This is a genomic window from Pseudoalteromonas aliena SW19 (assembly GCF_014905615.1).
In the GTDB taxonomy this organism is placed as follows: Bacteria; Pseudomonadota; Gammaproteobacteria; order Enterobacterales; family Alteromonadaceae; genus Pseudoalteromonas; species Pseudoalteromonas aliena.
Map to the genome: position 1 here is coordinate 343,502 of NZ_AQGU01000025.1, position 17,225 is coordinate 360,726.

Sequence of the window (17,225 nt, forward strand, 5' to 3'; positions counted from 1 at the left end):
TGGTGCTGCGTATTTTAGTGTTTAAATATTACTTAGTATGCCTCAACAGCCATTGCAACTGCTTCACCGCCACCAATACATAAAGAAGCAATGCCTTTTTTAAGGCCACGGTTTTTAAGGGCATGAATAAGTGTGACTAAAATGCGCGCGCCGCTTGCACCAATTGGGTGACCCAATGCACACGCGCCGCCATTGACGTTTACTTTGCTTGCATCAAGTTTTAACTCGTTAATAGCCAGCATAGTTACCATGGCAAATGCTTCGTTAATTTCCCAAAGGTCAACATCGTTTACAGCCCAACCTGCTTTTTCAAGCACGCTATTCATCGCCCCTACTGGCGCTACGGTAAACTCGCTTGGTTTTTGAGAATGCGTACTGTGCGCCACAATTTTACAAAGCGGTGTTAAGCCCTGCTCTTTTGCTTTTGATTCGCTCATTAATATAAGCGCTGCGCCACCGTCTGAAATTGACGATGAATTAGCCGCTGTAATGGTGCCGTCTTTTTTAAACGCTGCACGTAAGCTTGGTATTTTTTCAGGGCGGGCATTACCAGGTTGCTCATCAATCGATACTGTTACATCACCTTTGCGTGTTTGCATCGTATGCGGGGCAACTTCGTTATCAAAACTGCCGTTTTGTATTGCCGCTTTTGCTTTACTTAGTGAGCCTAACGCAAATGCATCCATTTGCTCACGACCAATGCCATATTCGTCGGCGGTGTCTTGTGCAAAACAACCCATTGCTTTGTTGTCGTAGGCGTCTTCAAGGCCATCGCTCATCATGTGATCTTTTATTTCACCGTGACCCATGCGCATTCCGCCACGCGCTTTTGGAATAAAGTACGGTGCGTTTGTCATGCTTTCCATGCCACCAGCAATAGCTGATTGTATAGAGCCCGCTTTAATTAAATCGTTTGCAAGCATGGCCGCTTTTAAACCAGAGCCACATACCTTGTTAATTGTTGTAGCACCTGTGCTAAGTGCAAGCCCTGCTTTTAACATTGCTTGGCGTGCAGGTGCTTGCCCAAGGCCTGCGGGTAATACACAGCCCATAATAACTTCGTCTATTGCATCATTAGCTAAACCAGTTTGTGCGAGTACACTTGCAATGGCGGTAGCGCCAAGCTCGGTAGACTGCGCATCACTTAACGCTCCCATAAATCCACCCATTGGGGTGCGTTTTGCTGCTACAATTACCACTGATTCTAAAGTCATAACTAACTCCGTTGTATTTATATGCAAATAGTTGTTAGTATATTTGCTCTATTCATTTATTATTCGATTACCCTACACAATACTAACGTTTACGCCAACGTCAACTAAAAACAGTTTAATTTTTAGTTTTAAAAGTGTAAACATTATTCTCCAGCAGTAAGAGCGCACCGAACAAATAAAAACAAGTCATTGAATATTAACAATATGACTTACCATTTAATACTCGAACTCCTTAATAAATAGTTTCAAATCACGCCAAGCTTTACCTTTACGTAAACTTCACTTATATTGGGGTTATTCGAATGAGGTAAATACAGCTATGAAATCAGATAATCAAACAAACTTTGCAAGTTCAGCCAACCTGCCAGCCAGTAATGAACAAACATTCAGCATTAGCGAACTTGCTAAAGAATTTGACATTACCACCCGTTCTATTCGTTTTTACGAAGATCAAGGGCTCGTTACACCTGAGCGAAACGGACAAACCCGTATTTATTCAAAGCGCGATAAAGTGCGTTTAAAACTAATATTACGCGGTAAACGCCTTGGCTTTACATTGGCCGAAACGGGCCGTTTGTTTGAACTGTACGACGCAGATAAATCAAGCGCAAAACAGTTAGTTACTATGCTCGACTTAATTGCAGAGAAAAAATCAGATCTATCACAACAAATGGACGACATTAAAGTTGTTCTGATGGAATTAGTAACAGCGGAGCGCCGCTGCAGAGACACACTTAACAAAATAGACGAGTAGCCTATTTTAAGAATAACAACACACTGACGACACACAGGAATGAATCATGAGCACTATTTCACTATATAAAGAAATGAACTTTGGCCTTGGCGAAACTGCCGATATGATCCGCGACCACGTAAATAGTTTTGCAAGTCAGGAGATTGCCCCGCTTGCTGAAAAAACGGATTTAGATAACGCTTTTCCAAATCAACTTTGGACACAAATGGGCGAAATGGGCGTACTGGGTATGACCGTATCTGAAGAACTTGGCGGCGCAGGGTTAGGTTACTTAGAACATGTTATTGCTATGGAAGAAATTAGCCGTGCCAGTGCCTCTATAGGTTTAAGCTATGGCGCGCATTCAAACCTGTGTGTTAATCAAATTAACCGTAACGGCACACAAGCTCAAAAAGAAAAATACTTACCTAAGCTTATTAGTGGTGAGCACATTGGTGCCCTTGCAATGAGCGAACCTAATGCGGGCTCTGACGTGGTATCGATGAAACTCAAAGCCGAGAAAAAAGGCGATAAGTACATTTTAAACGGTAATAAAATGTGGATCACCAATGGTCCTGACGCACACACGTTAGTAATTTACGCTAAAACAGATTTAAACGCCGGCGCTAAAGGCATTACCGCGTTTATTGTTGAGAGTGACTTCCCTGGTTTTTCAACGGCGCAAAAGCTCGATAAACTGGGCATGCGCGGCTCAAACACCTGTGAGCTGGTATTTGAAAACTGCGAAGTGCCCCAGGAGAATATTTTAGGTAACTTAAACGAAGGCGTTAAGGTACTTATGAGTGGCCTTGATTACGAGCGCGTAGTACTTGCAGCAGGCCCACTTGGTATAATGCAAGCGTGTATGGATATAGTTGTGCCGTATATTCATGAGCGTAAACAGTTTGATACCCCTATTGGTCAATTTCAGTTAATTCAGGGTAAAGTAGCCGACATGTATACACAAATGAATGCTGCGCGCTCATATGTATACACGGTAGCTAAAGCGTGTGACCGTGGTGAAACCACCCGTAAAGATGCCGCTGGTGCCATTTTATACGCCGCAGAGCTTGCAACTAAAATGGCGCTAGATGCAATTCAAATTTTAGGTGGCAATGGCTACATCAACGAATACGCCACAGGCCGCCTACTGCGTGATGCAAAACTATACGAAATAGGTGCAGGTACATCAGAAATACGCCGCATGCTTATTGGCCGCGAACTTTTCACTGAAAGCCGTTAAGGATTAAGCCATGACGATTTTAAAATCGAGCGTTAATCCTCACGATCCAACGTTTATACAAAACCATAAAAACATGTCAACGCTGGTGGATGATTTACGCGATAAAGTAGCCACAATTAGCCAAGGTGGTGGCGCTGCGTTAAAAGAGCGCCACGAAGGTCGGGGTAAATTATTTGTACGCGACCGCATAACTACGTTAATTGACGAAGGCTCACCATTTTTAGAAATTTCACAATTTGCTGCCTTTGGTGTGTACGAACAAGCAATACCGTGTGCTGGCGTTGTAGCCGGTATAGGCCGTGTTAAGGGTATTGAATGCATGATTATTGCAAACGATGCCACGGTTAAAGGCGGTACGTACTTTCCGCTGACCGTTAAAAAGCATTTACGTGCACAAGACATCGCAGAGCGCTGCCACTTACCGTGTATTTATCTTGTAGATTCGGGCGGTGCAAATCTGCCAGAGCAAGACGATGTATTTCCAGATAAGCTGCATTTTGGTCGTATTTTTTACAATCAAGCCCGCATGTCAGGTAAAGGTATCCCACAAATTGCCGTGGTAATGGGGTTATGTACCGCAGGTGGGGCGTACGTACCTGCAATGGCCGATGAAAGCATTATTGTAAAAGATCAAGGCACTATATTTTTAGCAGGCCCGCCGCTTGTAAAAGCAGCAACAGGCGAAGAAGTAACCGCCGAAGAACTTGGCGGCGCCGATGTGCACTGTAAAGTGTCGGGTGTTGCCGATCACTACGCTGAAAATGACACCCATGCGCTTTCTATTGCGCGCCAATGTATTGAGCGTATTAATTACACACGTCCGACCGCGCCGTTACTTAAACAAGAGTTAGATGATGTAAAACCACCACGTTACGATATTAACGAGCTTTACGGCATTGTCGGTACCGACCTTAAAAAGCCGTTTGATGTACGCGAAGTCATAGCGCGCACAGTAGACGACTCATCATTTGATGAATTTAAACGCTACTTTGGTGAAACGCTCGTCACCGGTTTTGCCAGTATTTATGGCAACCCGGTTGGCATAGTGGCTAATAACGGTATTTTATTTAGTGAGTCGGCGCAAAAAGGCGCGCACTTTATTCAGCTGTGTGCTCAGCGCAATATTCCTTTAGTGTTTTTACAAAATATTACTGGCTTTATGGTAGGTAAAAAATACGAAGCCGAAGGTATTGCTAAGCACGGCGCTAAAATGGTGATGGCTGTTTCGTGTGCGGATGTGCCTAAATTTACAGTACTTATTGGCGGCTCATACGGCGCAGGTAACTACGGTATGTGTGGTCGTGCATTTGAACCAACCATGATGTGGATGTGGCCAAATGCCCGTATTTCGGTAATGGGCGGCGAACAAGCTGCGGGTGTAATGGCACAAGTCAAACAAGATGGTTTAGCACGCAAAGGTCAAAGCATGAGCGAGCAAGAAATCACTGACTTTAAAAAGCCAATAATTGATCAGTACGAAGAGCAAGGTCATCCGTATTACGCAAGTGCACGCTTGTGGGATGATGGCATTATAGACCCTGCCGACACGCGTAATGTATTAGGGCTTGCGTTGACGGCTGCGAATAACGCACCACAACGTGATTCAAAATTTGGCGTATTTAGAATGTAACCGGAGCGCAAAATGTCAGTAACACTACAAATAACAAAATCTAATGTGGCTGTACTTGTGTTAAGCCGCCCAGAAAAAAGAAACGCATTTAATAGCGAAGTAATACACGAGCTTATTCAATGCATTGAACATGCTAATACGCTTGATATTCGTGCTTTGGTTTTAAAAACCGAAGGTAAGCATTTTTCAGCCGGTGCCGATTTAGCCTGGATGAAATCAATGGCAGATAACAACTACGCCGATAACCTAGCTGATTCAATGCAATTAGCTAAATTAATGCAGGTATTGGCAAGCTCGCCACACCCTACAATTTGCGCTGTACAAGGCGCTGCTTTTGGTGGTGCACTGGGCTTAATTGCTTGTTGCGACATAGCCCTTAGTAAAGACGATGCACAATTTTGCTTAAGCGAAGTAAAGTTGGGTCTTATTCCGGCTGTTATTAGTCCATACGTAATTAAAGCCATTGGTGAGCGCGCTGCTCGCAGATACTTTTTAACGGCTGAGGTGTTTGATGCCCATACTGCTAAACAATTGGGTTTAATTCATCAAGTAACCGGTAATTTAGAGTGCGCGCTCGATAACATGCTGCAAACACTGATTGATAACGGACCTATTGCAGTAAAGGCGGCAAAAGCATTAATTAACGATGTAGCAAATAAGCCAATTACCGATGAACTCATTGAGCTTACCGCAGAGCGTATTGCAAAAATTCGCGTATCTGAAGAAGGTCAAGAAGGGCTAACTGCTTTTTTTGATAAACGCCCACCCGCTTGGCAACTGTAGGATTAATTATGAACACACAACGATTACAAAAAATACTGATTGCCAATCGTGGAGAAATTGCGTGCCGAGTAATGCGCAGTGCAAAACAAATGGGCTTAATTACGGTCGCCGTTTATTCTGATGCAGACAAACATGCCCAGCACGTAAAAATGGCTGACGAGGCTTACCATATTGGTGCTGCACCAAGTAAAGATTCGTATTTAGTGGCAGACAAAATTTTACACGTTGCCAAAGATTGCGGCGCTGATTGCATTCACCCAGGATATGGTTTTTTATCTGAGAACAGCGAATTTGCTAAAGCCTGCGAAGCGAACAATATTGCTTTTGTAGGACCACCAGCAAGCAGCATTGAAGCAATGGGGTCTAAAACCCGCGCTAAAGAAATAATGGCTGCTGCTAACGTGCCGTTAGTACCTGGTTATTATGGCGATAAACAAGAGCCCGCTTTTTTACAAAGTGAAGCTGAAAAAATTGGCTACCCTGTACTAATTAAAGCGGCCTTTGGTGGCGGTGGTAAAGGCATGCGCGTAGTACAAAGCGCCAAGCAATTTATGAGCGCACTTGAGGGCGCACAACGAGAAGCGATTGCCGGTTTTGGTAACGACTTAGTGTTATTAGAGCGCTACGTAAACCAACCTCGCCATGTTGAAGTACAAGTATTTGCAGATAACCACGGTAACTGTGTTTATTTAGGCGACCGTGATTGCTCCCTGCAACGTCGTCATCAAAAAGTAATTGAAGAAGCCCCTGCTCCGGGTTTATCTGACGAGCTTCGCAAAGAAATGGGCGAAGCGGCTGTACGTTGTGCGCTGGCTATAAATTATAGAGGCGCAGGTACGGTTGAGTTTTTACTGTGTGGCGATGAATTTTTCTTTATGGAAATGAATACACGCCTTCAAGTAGAACACCCTGTAACCGAAATGGTAACCGGTGTAGATTTAGTCAATTGGCAAATTAATATTGCGGGTGGGCAAACACTGCCACTGACTCAAAGTGATATTCAATTGCAAGGTCATAGCTTTGAAGCGCGTATATACGCAGAAGATCCAGCCAACGACTTTATCCCTTGCTCGGGCACTATAAAAGCGCTACATACACCACTTAACAGTGAATTTGTACGTATTGATACAGGCATTGCACAAGGCGACGAAATCAGCCCGTTTTACGATCCTATGATCGCAAAACTTATTGTGCACGACGACAATCGCGAACAAGCCTTGAGCCGCTTACAGCAAGCCCTTGAGCAATTTCATTTAGCGGGTTTTAGCACTAACATTGGCTTTTTACATAATTTAGCAAGCCACCCTACGTTTAAACAAGGTGCGCCAAGTACACACTTTATTGCAGAGCAAGGCGACTCGTTAGTTGCGGTTAACGAATCGTTATTACAAGCAAGTCAGCTTATTGGTGCTTTTGCGTATTTAGAATCATTATCTAACACCAAAAATGCGCAAAACAGTGCAAGCCCGTGGCAACAACTAAGCGGTTTTACACTCAATGCACCGCAAGCAATCAAAGTCCCTTTTGCCGATTTACAGCTAAGCGCTATAAAAACGGCAGCGGGCTATAGTATTACGCATAACGAGCACGTATTTAACCTACAAGGCGCATTGAATAATGGTCTGTGTAGTGTATTTATTAACGGCGAAAAACACAGCGCACACGTAACTACGGTAGATAATAATACGGTAGGTAATAGTGTAACGGTGATGAATAAAGCACTGCAAACTAAATTTGAACTAGTTGATAAACATTATATTAGTTCGCACGAAAGTGAAGCTCTACCGCTTGCCGCCCCACTCAATGGCACGGTAGTTAAGCACTTAATCGACATTGGTAGCACAATTACCAAAGGTGATGCGGTTGTTATTATTGAAGCCATGAAAATGGAATACACGCTTAACGCACCACATGACGGCATTTTAAAAAGCTACTGTTTTGGTGAAGGCGAACTGGTAACGCATGGAGCCTTACTTGCTATCGTAGAAGATACGACTGAGGAAGGTGTATAATGAGTGCCTTTGTAAATAAAGTTCGTATTGTTGAAGTTGGCGCGCGAGACGGTCTACAAAACGAAAAAACAGTAAGCACTGCCGATAAAGTAGCGCTTATTAACGCCCTAAGTGCTGCAGGTTTGAAAGATATTGAAGCTGGCGCGTTTGTCTCCCCTAAGTGGGTGCCACAAATGGCAGACTCAGCGGATGTAATTTCAGCGCTAGATTTACCCGATGTAAATTTAAGCGCCCTTACCCCTAACTTAAAAGGCGCACATGCAGCGCACGCTGTCGGCATTAAAGAGTTTGCTATATTTACCGCTGCGAGTGAGTCGTTTTGTCAAAAAAATATAAACTGCTCAATTGATGAAAGTATTGAACGCTTTAGTGAAGTAATGGCGTTTGCTAAAGCTAATAATATTCGTGTACGTGGTTATGTAAGCTGTGTGCTAGGTTGCCCCTATGAGGGTGAGATCGACCCGCAAGCAGTATTAAGTGTATCGCAAAAGCTATTAGATTTAGGCTGTTACGAAGTAAGCCTTGGCGATACCATAGGTGTTGGCACCGCAAAAAAAGTAACGCAATTAATCGAGTTACTTTTAACGCACATTGATAAAGCCAAACTTGCCGTGCATTTTCATGATACATACGGCCAAGCGCTAACAAATATTTACGCAGCTTTAAGTCTAGGTATAGCAACGGTTGACGCGGCAGTTGCAGGCCTTGGTGGCTGTCCTTATGCTAAGGGGGCGTCAGGAAATGTTGCCACCGAAGATGTGGTTTACTTACTGCAAGGGCTTGGCATTGAGCATGGAATTGATTTACAAAGGTTAAGTGACGCTGGCTGGGAAATAACCAAAGTACTTGGTAAGCAACCTGTGAGCAAAGTATCTGTGGCACTACACACTAAATAGCTATCTCATAAAATGATGATTCAAGATAGTTAACAACAAATAGCACACAATGAGGAGAGACTCATGGCCGGTTTTGATAAGGTAGTTTCTAGTTACGAAGCTGCAATGGAAGGATTAAAAGACGGCGATACCATTATTGCCGGTGGTTTTGGTTTATGTGGTATTCCTGAGGGCTTAATTAAACAAATTAAGCAGATGCAAACAAAAGACTTAACCGTAGTATCTAATAACTGTGGTGTTGATGACTTTGGTTTAGGTATTTTATTACAGGACAAGCAAATTAAAAAAGTAGTTGCCTCATACGTTGGCGAAAACGCCCTATTCGAGCAGCAGTTATTAAGTGGCGAAATTGACGTTGAGCTTACGCCTCAAGGCACACTTGCTGAAAAAATGCGCGCTGGTGGCGCGGGTATACCCGCGTTTTACACTGCAACCGGTTACGGCACTCCAGTAGCTGAGGGTAAAGACGTAAAAGAGTTTAATGGTCGCCCGTATATTTTAGAAGAATCGATAACGGGTGAATTTGCCATTGTTAAAGCGTGGAAAGCCGATCGTTATGGCAATTTAGTGTTTAGACACACCGCCATGAACTTTAACCCAATGGCTGCAACGGCGGGTAAAATTACTGTTGCCGAAGTAGAAGAAATAGTAGAGCCGGGTGAGCTTGAGCCAAGCCAAATTCATACCCCTGGTATTTTTGTAAATCGCGTTATTAAAGGCAACTTTGAAAAACGTATTGAACGTGTAACTACACGAGATTAAGCGGGAGCATAATTATGGCATTATCACGTGAACAAGTTGCAATGCGCGTTGCACAAGAACTACAAGATGGTTACTACGTAAATTTGGGCATAGGAATTCCGACACTCGTCGCAAACTATGTACCGGATGATATTGAAGTTATGTTACAGTCCGAAAATGGCCTTTTAGGCATGGGTCCGTACCCGACTAAAGCAGAGCTAGACGCCGATATGATAAACGCGGGTAAAGAAACCGTGACAGCAGCCAAAGGGGCAGCCATATTTAATAGTGCAGATAGTTTTGCCATGATACGGGGTGGTCATGTAGACTTAACGGTTCTGGGTGCATTTGAAGTTGACCAGAACGGCAACATCGCATCGTGGATGATCCCTAAAAAGCTGATTAAAGGCATGGGTGGCGCGATGGATTTAGTCGCTGGCGCGAAAAATATTATTGTTACTATGACCCATGCAAGTAAGCATGGTGACTCGAAACTATTAGAGGCCTGCTCTTTACCGCTGACCGGCGTAAATTGCGTTAAAAAAATAGTAACAGATTTAGCCGTACTTGAAGTTAAAGACGGCGCATTTCATTTACTCGAACGTGCTCCGGGCGTGTCGGTTGATGAAATCATTAGTAAAACAGCAGGTAAATTACTTGTTGATGGTGAAGTACCAGAAATGGTTTTTTAGTAACTTTTAATAAGTTAACTTAAATAACGCTTTACCCTGTACCGACCTCATTCCCAGTGCCAATGGCGCTGAGTTACCCAAAATCCCTCGCAAGAGGGATTTTTTTTACCCTGTCATAGTATATTTAACCTGAACTCTGGTTAAGAGATTACTAACGTATTGAATCATGGTGATATTTAAATTTATTTTCTCTAGCCAGAGATTTTCAGTGAACACAAAGCGAATTTACGCGTCAATAGCGGGCCTATTGCAAGTAAATTCAACGCAGTTAGCGCTGAAAATAGCTGCTCGAGATAGATTTATTATCCAGAGTTCAGGTTATTTAGGCTAATTCATCCTACTGTAGTAAATTTTTATCTATAATAGTTGCATAAATAGGTAATCAACTAGTTAGAGCATTTGCACTAATTTATTGCTATGATGCACCAAAATTGTGAGGAACCTTAATTTAAAATCATAATTCATTGATATTATTGCAATTACTAACTGGTTCGATTTTTGCCTGCATTAGGCTACACCAATAATTAAATACTGGAAAACATGCAAACTCCTATTCGAGGCCTTCGCTCTTTTTGCTTTGCGGCAAAAAGTTTAAGCTTTAAGCACGCAGCCAATGAGCTGTATTTAACGCCGTCTGCGGTAAGCCATCAAATCAAACAGCTTGAAGAGCAACTTGGTATTGAGCTTTTTGTGCGTAAAACGCGTTCAATTAGCTTAACCACGGCTGGTAAAAACTTTTTTGATGCAGTGTCTCCTATTATTACTATGTTAGAGAGCACTATTAATGAATTTAGCCAGATGCAACAAAATACAAATTTAACAATTACTCTGCCAGAATTTTTTGCAAGCGAGCTACTCATGCCTAAATTAAGTGAGTGGACATCAGAGCATCCTAATATTAATTTACAAATGGATACGCTTAAAACACGCAAAGAGCTAACACGCCATAGTGATTTATCCATTGTTTTGTCCTCTAGTAAACCCACCGAAGGGTTAGCAACTGAGCTGTTTAATCTAGAATACATTCCTGCATGCAATAAGAAACTGCTCGATCAATGGAAAAATGATCATCGTCAAGCGCTTAACCAAGTACCGTTAATTTTACACAAAGCGCGTCCTTGGGCATGGCATCAATGGGCTGAAAAAGCGGGGATTGATGACTTTTCACCTACGCAAATTATTCAAATAGACAGTATGTTTGGTGTAGCGCGTGCGGCGCAGCAAGGTATGGGGATTGCGCTTATTCCACTGCCAATTAGCCAAAGCTGGTTAGATGAGCAATGGCTGTATAAATTATTTGAACAGCCTTTAACAACAAAAGATAAGTATTATTTAGTACAGCATGAATCGAATATGCCAAACCACCCTCTCGATTTATTTGCAAAGTGGGTTGTGAATACCTTTAGAAAAGTACAAGAATGATTTTGAGAGAGTAAAATCTTGCTGATAACAAGACAGAAATTGAGTTCTTTTATATCAGAATTTTTAATGCCGTGAGCGTCAGGTTTAATCCCTCAACTCATTAAGTATTATTGCTATAAACACCTTAAAAAATAAATTATATAAAAAAGCCTGATTTAAAATCAGGCTTAATTAACTGCTTAGTCTTTATCTCGCGGTACAAAGTCAAGCACCGTTGCATTAATACAATAGCGATCGCGTCCTCTTGGTCCTTCACCTGGGAATAAGTGCCCTAAGTGTATACCAGTGCTTTTTGAGCGAAGCTCAATCCGTGTCATCCCCCAACTGCTGTCGTCATGTTGGGTAACATTGCTTTTTACAGGATGAGTAAACGACAACCAACCAGTGCCTGAATTAAACCTATCTCTCGTATCAAAAAGTGGCTCACCACTTAATTTGTCTACAAAAATACCATCAGGTGTATTTTTAAACTCTTTGTACTCTTTACAATATGCTCTGTCTGTTCGCGCATCAAACGCGACCTTGTAAGCATCACTGTTACCTAATTTAAAAGCGCCCAGTGCTTTATAAAACTCTTCAGGTGTTGCATAACCTTGACGACCATATACTTCAACGCCATTTTCTAAAAACAAAATAGTCGGTGTTGCCCACGTGGCTGACTTAATAGTTAAATTATCAAGTTGATCAGCATGGCGGAATGTCATTGGGATAGACCCTTTATAGTCATTTGCGACTGCTTTTTTGAATTTTTCACAGTATGGGCAGTATTCACGTGAATCTAAGACTACGATTTGCTTTCCTGCTAATAAAGCCGTGTTATCTACTTTTTCTACGGGTGTTTTATTAAAAACAACACCCGTAGAATGTTCTGGGCAATAGCCGTTTGGATTTTTTTCTAAATAATTTTGATGGTATTCTTCTGCCGATACAAAACCTTGAAGCGGTTTAATAACCGTTTCAATGTTGCCGTAGCTCGCATCAGTTAAAAGCTGCTGATATTGCGATTTAACTTGCTCCGCTACTTTAGCTTGCGCATCGGTAGTCGTTAATACGATTGAACGATATTGCGTACCAATGTCGTTACCTTGACGATTCTTTTGTGTTGGATCGTGGCTTTCAAAATAGTTTTTTAATAAATCTTCTGCCGAAATTATATTGCTGTTATACATAACTTGCACAACTTCAGCGTAATTATTTTCGTCAAAGCGACGAGACTGATCAGTAATATTTCTGTATGTTGCTTTAAAACCATTACCGTCTGCATAACCCGATTCAGCATCAATAACACCATTTAGCGCTTCGTAGCGTTTTTCTGCCCCCCAAAAGCAACCAGCTCCAAGCACAATGGTTTCTACATGCATAGTGGCTTCTACATCGCTGTGTTTTACCTTTTCCATTGATAAAGCAAAGCTGCCTGCGCTAAATATAATAGCTGCGCCTGATAAATATAATAAATGCTGGTGTTTCATAAGTTACCTCTGTACATGTGCGTACTCATTAAGACCTCCTTATCTTAATTTTCATTTCATCCTGATTACTTATTTAGTACGAAGCGTATTAAGTTTTGGTCCTAAATAAGTTAAATTCGATTAATTGAATATAAAACGACTCTTAAAGTAAGTTGGGTAATAAACATAACCACTTAGTCGCAATGGTGTAAATAAATTAATAAAACTGTGTTACGTTTAAATTATGTTATACAAATAGGTTTATTTAATGAAGCCAACTCCTCATATTTATGCATTAACAAACAGTAGTTTACTGTTTGATGCATCGTATTTAGACGCTACAGATAGACTCTCTATTCAAAGGAAAATTTGGGCTTTAGCCAGCCACTGTAAAAGCACTGATGAATTTAGCGATTTGGTGCCAGCTATGAACTCGCTCACTCTCTATTTAAAATCAGATAAACACGCAAACAAGTGGTTACAAGTGCTACCTTCGTTGTGGAATGATATTAAAACGAGTACTTTTAAGGGGCAGCATCACTTAATCGAAACGACCTACAAGGGTGAGGATATTGATTACGTGGCTCGTTATCATAATTTAAGCGCTGATGAGGTTATTAATATTCATAGTAACACCAAGTACCACGTTTTATTTTTAGGCTTTCAGCCCGGTTTTGCTTACCTACATGGTTTAGAAGAGCAATTACATACACCAAGGCGTGATGAGCCACGTACTAGGGTTCCTAAAGGCTCTGTTGCGATAGGTGCTGCACAAACCGGAATTTACCCCGCAGATACCCCTGGTGGTTGGCACATAATAGGCCATACAGATACAGCCTTGTTTGATTCGACCTCTGAGCAACCTTGTTTAATTCAACCAGGCGATACGCTTGAATTTGTTCCGCTAGTTAATAAAGGAGCAACTCATGATTAAAGTACTCAAAAGTGGTGTATTACTTACAATTCAAGATTTTGGCCGTGAAGGCTACCGCCATTTAGGGGTAAGCAAAGCGGGCAGCTTAGACCCCTTTGCACAAATCATTGCTAATAGACTACTTAACAATAACGACAATGATGCCGTTTTAGAAATAACCGTTGGTTTGTGCGAGCTTGAATTTAGCTGCGACACAGTAATTGCGCTTCATGGTTCCGATTTGCAAGCAACCCTTGACGGACAAGCAATTTACCCTGGTTGGACATTCGCAGTAAAAAACAAACAAGTACTGAGCTTTGCTACTGGTAGAGCCGGCTTAAGAGCTTATTTAGCAGTGAAAGGCGGTATACAAAATACTGAGGTTATGGGCTCTAAATCCACAGATTTAAACGCGTGTTTTGGTGGTATTGAAGGTAGAGCTCTCACCACTGGTGATGAAATACCTATTACTCCTTATTATGGAGAGTTTATAAAGGTAGGCGCAATGGCTCCCGCCCAGCGCAAGCTTATACGCCTTCACCCAAGCCCCCATGCTAACTTATTAGGCGAGCCTTTACTAAGCAACTTTGTATCTACCGCATTTAAAGTCAGTAGTAACAGTAACCGAATGGGCGTAAGGCTTGAGCATAAAAGTAGTTTGGTGCATTCGCACTGTTTGCCATCACTCGGGGTAAGCCCTGGGAGCATTCAACTACCACCTAATGGTGAACCTATTGTGCTACTTAACGATGGCCAAACCACTGGGGGGTATCCTCTTTTAGGGACTGTTATTGAAGCCGACTTACATCAATTTGCACAATTTAGACCTTTAGACACGGTTGAGTTTAAATATGTAACGTTTGAAGAAGCTGCAAAGGCAAAACAGAAACTTGACGGGCACCTACATCAATTGAGCCTTGCACTTAAAAATAACCTATAAAAATATTCTAAAAATAAATAGGAAAACTATGTTCGATTTAAATTATTGGCCGCTTATTGGCATTCCTGTTGTAGTAATCGGTTTTGCACTGCGCTTTAATCCGTTACTAGTGGTTACCTTTGCAGGACTTGCGACCGGCTGGGCAGTCAATCTTGATTTTATAAGTTTGCTGCAAACCTTTGGCGAAAAATTTATGAACTCGCGCCAATTAGCGAGCTTCATTTTAATTTTACCTATTATTGCACTACTTGAACGTTATGGATTGCAACAACGTGCGCGCGACTGGATTTCACAAATTAAAACAGCCACCAGCGCACGTATACTTGCTCTTTATTTTATTGTTAGAGAATGCTCGGCTGCACTTGGTTTGCTCTCACTCGGCGGGCAAGCACAAACAGTTCGCCCTTTACTTGCACCTATGGCATTAGGGACGGCTACAAATAAATATGGCGAATTGCCTAAACCCGTAAAAGATATGATCAGCGCCCATGCGGCGGCGGTTGATAACATTGCGGTATTTTTTGGTGAAGACATATTTATAGCCTTTGGTGCTGTTTTACTTATGGATGCATTTTTAAAAGAAAACGGCATAACGGGTATTGAGCCGCTACATATTGGTTTGTGGGCAATCCCTACTGCGCTGTGCGCCTTAGTTATTCACTTATTTAGACTAGCTCGACTCGAAAGTAAAATTGCAAAAGCGGTTCAAAAGTACAATGCACCGGAGCCCATACTATGAGTAAAGTAGTTGATGCCGATGTATCGCACTCAAGCACAGCACTTGTGACAATTGAAAACATATACCTGCTTATTGGCATCATGGTGATGTTTTTAGTAGTACGTACCCTGCAAGACAAAAACCACCCAAAAAGACTGACAACTGCCCTATTTTGGTTTTTGTTTGGCAGTAGTTTTTTATTTGGTGATTTTGCTATTGCAACTCTTGGTGCACAAACAACGTACCTAATGGTAGGTATTAGCGTATTACTCATTGCTTTATTAGCCGGTTTAAATTTAGTTTCCATGGGGAACTACTCTATTCCCAGTGAGCAGGAACAAAACCAAAGCGCTAAAAATCTAGGCAATAAGTTATTTATTCCCGCTTTAATGATCCCAATTGTTACCGTAGTCTTTACTGTACTATTTGATAATGTGGCTATAAATAATGTTTACTTACTTGATCAACGCCACTTAACACTTGCATCTTTAACCATTGCTTGTATTTTTGCATTGCTTGTTGGCTGGAAAATAACCGGTGGTAGTCCTGTTCAAGCCGTAAGCGAATCACGTCGTTTGGTTGATTCTATTGGCTGGGCAGCCATTTTACCGCAAATGCTAGCCATGCTTGGTGGGGTATTCATTGTGGCGCAAACAGGTGATTCCATTAAAGAATTAGTTACTTTATTTATAGCCCCTGACAACCGTTTTATGCTGGTTGTTTTGTATTGTGTCGGTATGGCATTTTTTACCATGATTATGGGTAACGCGTTTGCTGCATTTCCGGTGATGACTGCGGGTATTGCGATGCCATTTTTAATTGAAGGTCATGGCGCAAGCCCTGCACCTTTAGTTGCGTTAGGTATGTATAGCGGCTATTGCGGTACGTTAATGACGCCTATGGCAGCCAATTTTAATATTATTCCTGCCGCTCTTTTAGACTTAAAAGATAAGTACCATGTAATAAAGGTGCAAATTCCGACGGCAGTTACCTTACTCGCCGTTAATATTATTTTAATGTATAGCTTGGTGTTTAATGACTAAATCAACTTCTACTATGGCGTGTGTATTAATAACCGGCTTTGCCCCTTTTGGTGGTGAAGCTATAAACCCTTCTTGGCAAGCAGTACAAAAACTTGATGAAACTATCATCATGAAACACAAAATATGCACGCTAGAACTTGCCTGTGAATTTAATACATCTATCAGCCAGCTTATAAACGCCATTGAATCGCACAATCCGGAGATTGTTTTGTGCATAGGTCAAGCTGGTGGGCGCAGCGAAATATCAATAGAGCGTATTGCAATAAACGTTGACGATGCACGTATTAAAGACAATGCAGGTAATCAACCTATAGATACACCAATAGAAAAAAATGGCCCTGATGCCTATTTTACAAACCTACCAATAAAGCGCATGTTACACGCATTGCACAACAACAATATACCAGCTACCATTTCGAATACGGCAGGCACGTATGTGTGTAATCACGTTATGTATGGTCTTATGCATTACATAAATGAGCACTGCGCTGTAATGAAAGGCGGCTTTGTGCATATTCCTTATTTACCCAGCCAAGCGGTGCACCACAGCGGTGCACCTAGTATGAATGAAGAAACCGTTATAGATGCGCTGAAAGTCATAGTAGATCAAGCTTTGAACAATGAAAGTGATATTAAAGTAGCCGCTGGAACCACCCACTAGTCATTATGGTGCAGCTAATTCTAACTTGGTGCATAAATTATTCTTAATTAATTGTAAAAGCTATGTGACTTGAGTAAATATTTCTGATAAAACAAAGGTTCGCAGTGCAGCAAATTGGCTGTACTACACACATAAT

General features: G+C 41.8%; 16 protein-coding genes. 14 read left to right on the forward strand and 2 right to left on the reverse strand.

Features of this window, described 5'->3' with window-relative positions; genetic code table 11:
* Nucleotides 1–32: 32 nt before the first annotated feature.
* A complete protein-coding gene (locus tag PALI_RS07100) occupies nt 33–1,214 on the reverse strand; it encodes a thiolase family protein (RefSeq protein WP_193155397.1) in 1,182 nt (393 codons plus the stop codon).
* Nucleotides 1,215–1,533: 319 nt separating this feature from the next.
* On the opposite strand from PALI_RS07100, the gene PALI_RS07105 reads away from it, so the two are divergent.
* The 9 genes from PALI_RS07105 to PALI_RS07145 all read left to right on the forward strand — a co-directional run bounded on the left by PALI_RS07105 (nt 1,534) and on the right by PALI_RS07145 (nt 11,366).
* A complete protein-coding gene (locus tag PALI_RS07105; RefSeq protein WP_077537935.1) occupies nt 1,534–1,968 on the forward strand; it encodes a MerR family transcriptional regulator in 435 nt (144 codons plus the stop codon).
* A 46-nt stretch (nt 1,969–2,014) separates the two neighbouring features.
* Nucleotides 2,015–3,190: an isovaleryl-CoA dehydrogenase gene (locus PALI_RS07110; RefSeq protein WP_077537936.1), complete on the forward strand. Its 1,176-nt coding sequence runs from the start codon at nt 2,015–2,017 to the stop codon at nt 3,188–3,190.
* A 10-nt stretch (nt 3,191–3,200) separates the two neighbouring features.
* A complete protein-coding gene (locus PALI_RS07115; RefSeq protein WP_193155398.1) occupies nt 3,201–4,820 on the forward strand; it encodes a carboxyl transferase domain-containing protein in 1,620 nt (539 codons plus the stop codon).
* Nucleotides 4,821–4,832: 12 nt separating this feature from the next.
* On the forward strand, nt 4,833–5,603 hold the full coding sequence (locus PALI_RS07120; protein ID WP_193155399.1) for an enoyl-CoA hydratase/isomerase family protein: 771 nt from the start codon (nt 4,833–4,835) through the stop codon (nt 5,601–5,603).
* Between the two features lie 8 nt (nt 5,604–5,611).
* Nucleotides 5,612–7,615: an acetyl/propionyl/methylcrotonyl-CoA carboxylase subunit alpha gene (locus tag PALI_RS07125; protein WP_193155400.1), complete on the forward strand. Its 2,004-nt coding sequence runs from the start codon at nt 5,612–5,614 to the stop codon at nt 7,613–7,615.
* Complete coding sequence (locus PALI_RS07130; protein WP_193155401.1) at nt 7,615–8,511, forward strand: hydroxymethylglutaryl-CoA lyase; 897 nt, start codon at nt 7,615–7,617, stop codon at nt 8,509–8,511. Before PALI_RS07125 ends, PALI_RS07130 begins: the two co-directional genes overlap by 1 nt.
* A 63-nt stretch (nt 8,512–8,574) precedes the next feature.
* Nucleotides 8,575–9,273 carry a CoA transferase subunit A gene (locus PALI_RS07135; protein ID WP_138585137.1) on the forward strand — a complete coding sequence of 233 codons (699 nt, stop codon included), beginning with the start codon at nt 8,575–8,577 and terminating at the stop codon, nt 9,271–9,273.
* Between the two features lie 14 nt (nt 9,274–9,287).
* Nucleotides 9,288–9,944, forward strand: coding sequence for a CoA transferase subunit B (locus PALI_RS07140; RefSeq protein ID WP_007376577.1), 657 nt, complete (start codon nt 9,288–9,290; stop codon nt 9,942–9,944).
* A gap of 540 nt (nt 9,945–10,484) precedes the next feature.
* Nucleotides 10,485–11,366, forward strand: coding sequence for a LysR family transcriptional regulator (locus PALI_RS07145; protein ID WP_138584178.1), 882 nt, complete (start codon nt 10,485–10,487; stop codon nt 11,364–11,366).
* Nucleotides 11,367–11,545: 179 nt separating this feature from the next.
* Here PALI_RS07145 and msrA read toward each other — a convergent pair whose 3' ends face one another.
* Nucleotides 11,546–12,835 carry a peptide-methionine (S)-S-oxide reductase MsrA gene (gene msrA / locus PALI_RS07150; RefSeq protein ID WP_193155402.1) on the reverse strand — a complete coding sequence of 430 codons (1,290 nt, stop codon included), beginning with the start codon at nt 12,833–12,835 and terminating at the stop codon, nt 11,546–11,548.
* A 247-nt stretch (nt 12,836–13,082) separates the two neighbouring features.
* Between msrA and pxpB the strand changes: the two genes are divergently transcribed.
* From pxpB to pcp, 5 genes are read left to right on the forward strand one after another with little or no spacing between them, the layout of a single operon-like run.
* Nucleotides 13,083–13,748 carry a 5-oxoprolinase subunit PxpB gene (pxpB, locus tag PALI_RS07155; RefSeq protein WP_193155403.1) on the forward strand — a complete coding sequence of 222 codons (666 nt, stop codon included), beginning with the start codon at nt 13,083–13,085 and terminating at the stop codon, nt 13,746–13,748.
* A complete protein-coding gene (locus PALI_RS07160; protein ID WP_138584181.1) occupies nt 13,741–14,667 on the forward strand; it encodes a 5-oxoprolinase subunit C family protein in 927 nt (308 codons plus the stop codon). Before pxpB ends, PALI_RS07160 begins: the two co-directional genes overlap by 8 nt.
* A 28-nt stretch (nt 14,668–14,695) precedes the next feature.
* Nucleotides 14,696–15,406 carry a DUF969 domain-containing protein gene (locus tag PALI_RS07165; protein ID WP_193155404.1) on the forward strand — a complete coding sequence of 237 codons (711 nt, stop codon included), beginning with the start codon at nt 14,696–14,698 and terminating at the stop codon, nt 15,404–15,406.
* Nucleotides 15,403–16,428 (forward strand): DUF979 domain-containing protein, encoded by a 1,026-nt coding sequence (locus PALI_RS07170; protein ID WP_193155405.1) that lies wholly within the window; start codon nt 15,403–15,405, stop codon nt 16,426–16,428. Before PALI_RS07165 ends, PALI_RS07170 begins: the two co-directional genes overlap by 4 nt.
* Nucleotides 16,421–17,089, forward strand: coding sequence for a pyroglutamyl-peptidase I (gene pcp, locus PALI_RS07175; protein WP_193155406.1), 669 nt, complete (start codon nt 16,421–16,423; stop codon nt 17,087–17,089). Before PALI_RS07170 ends, pcp begins: the two co-directional genes overlap by 8 nt.
* Nucleotides 17,090–17,225 lie beyond the last annotated feature (136 nt).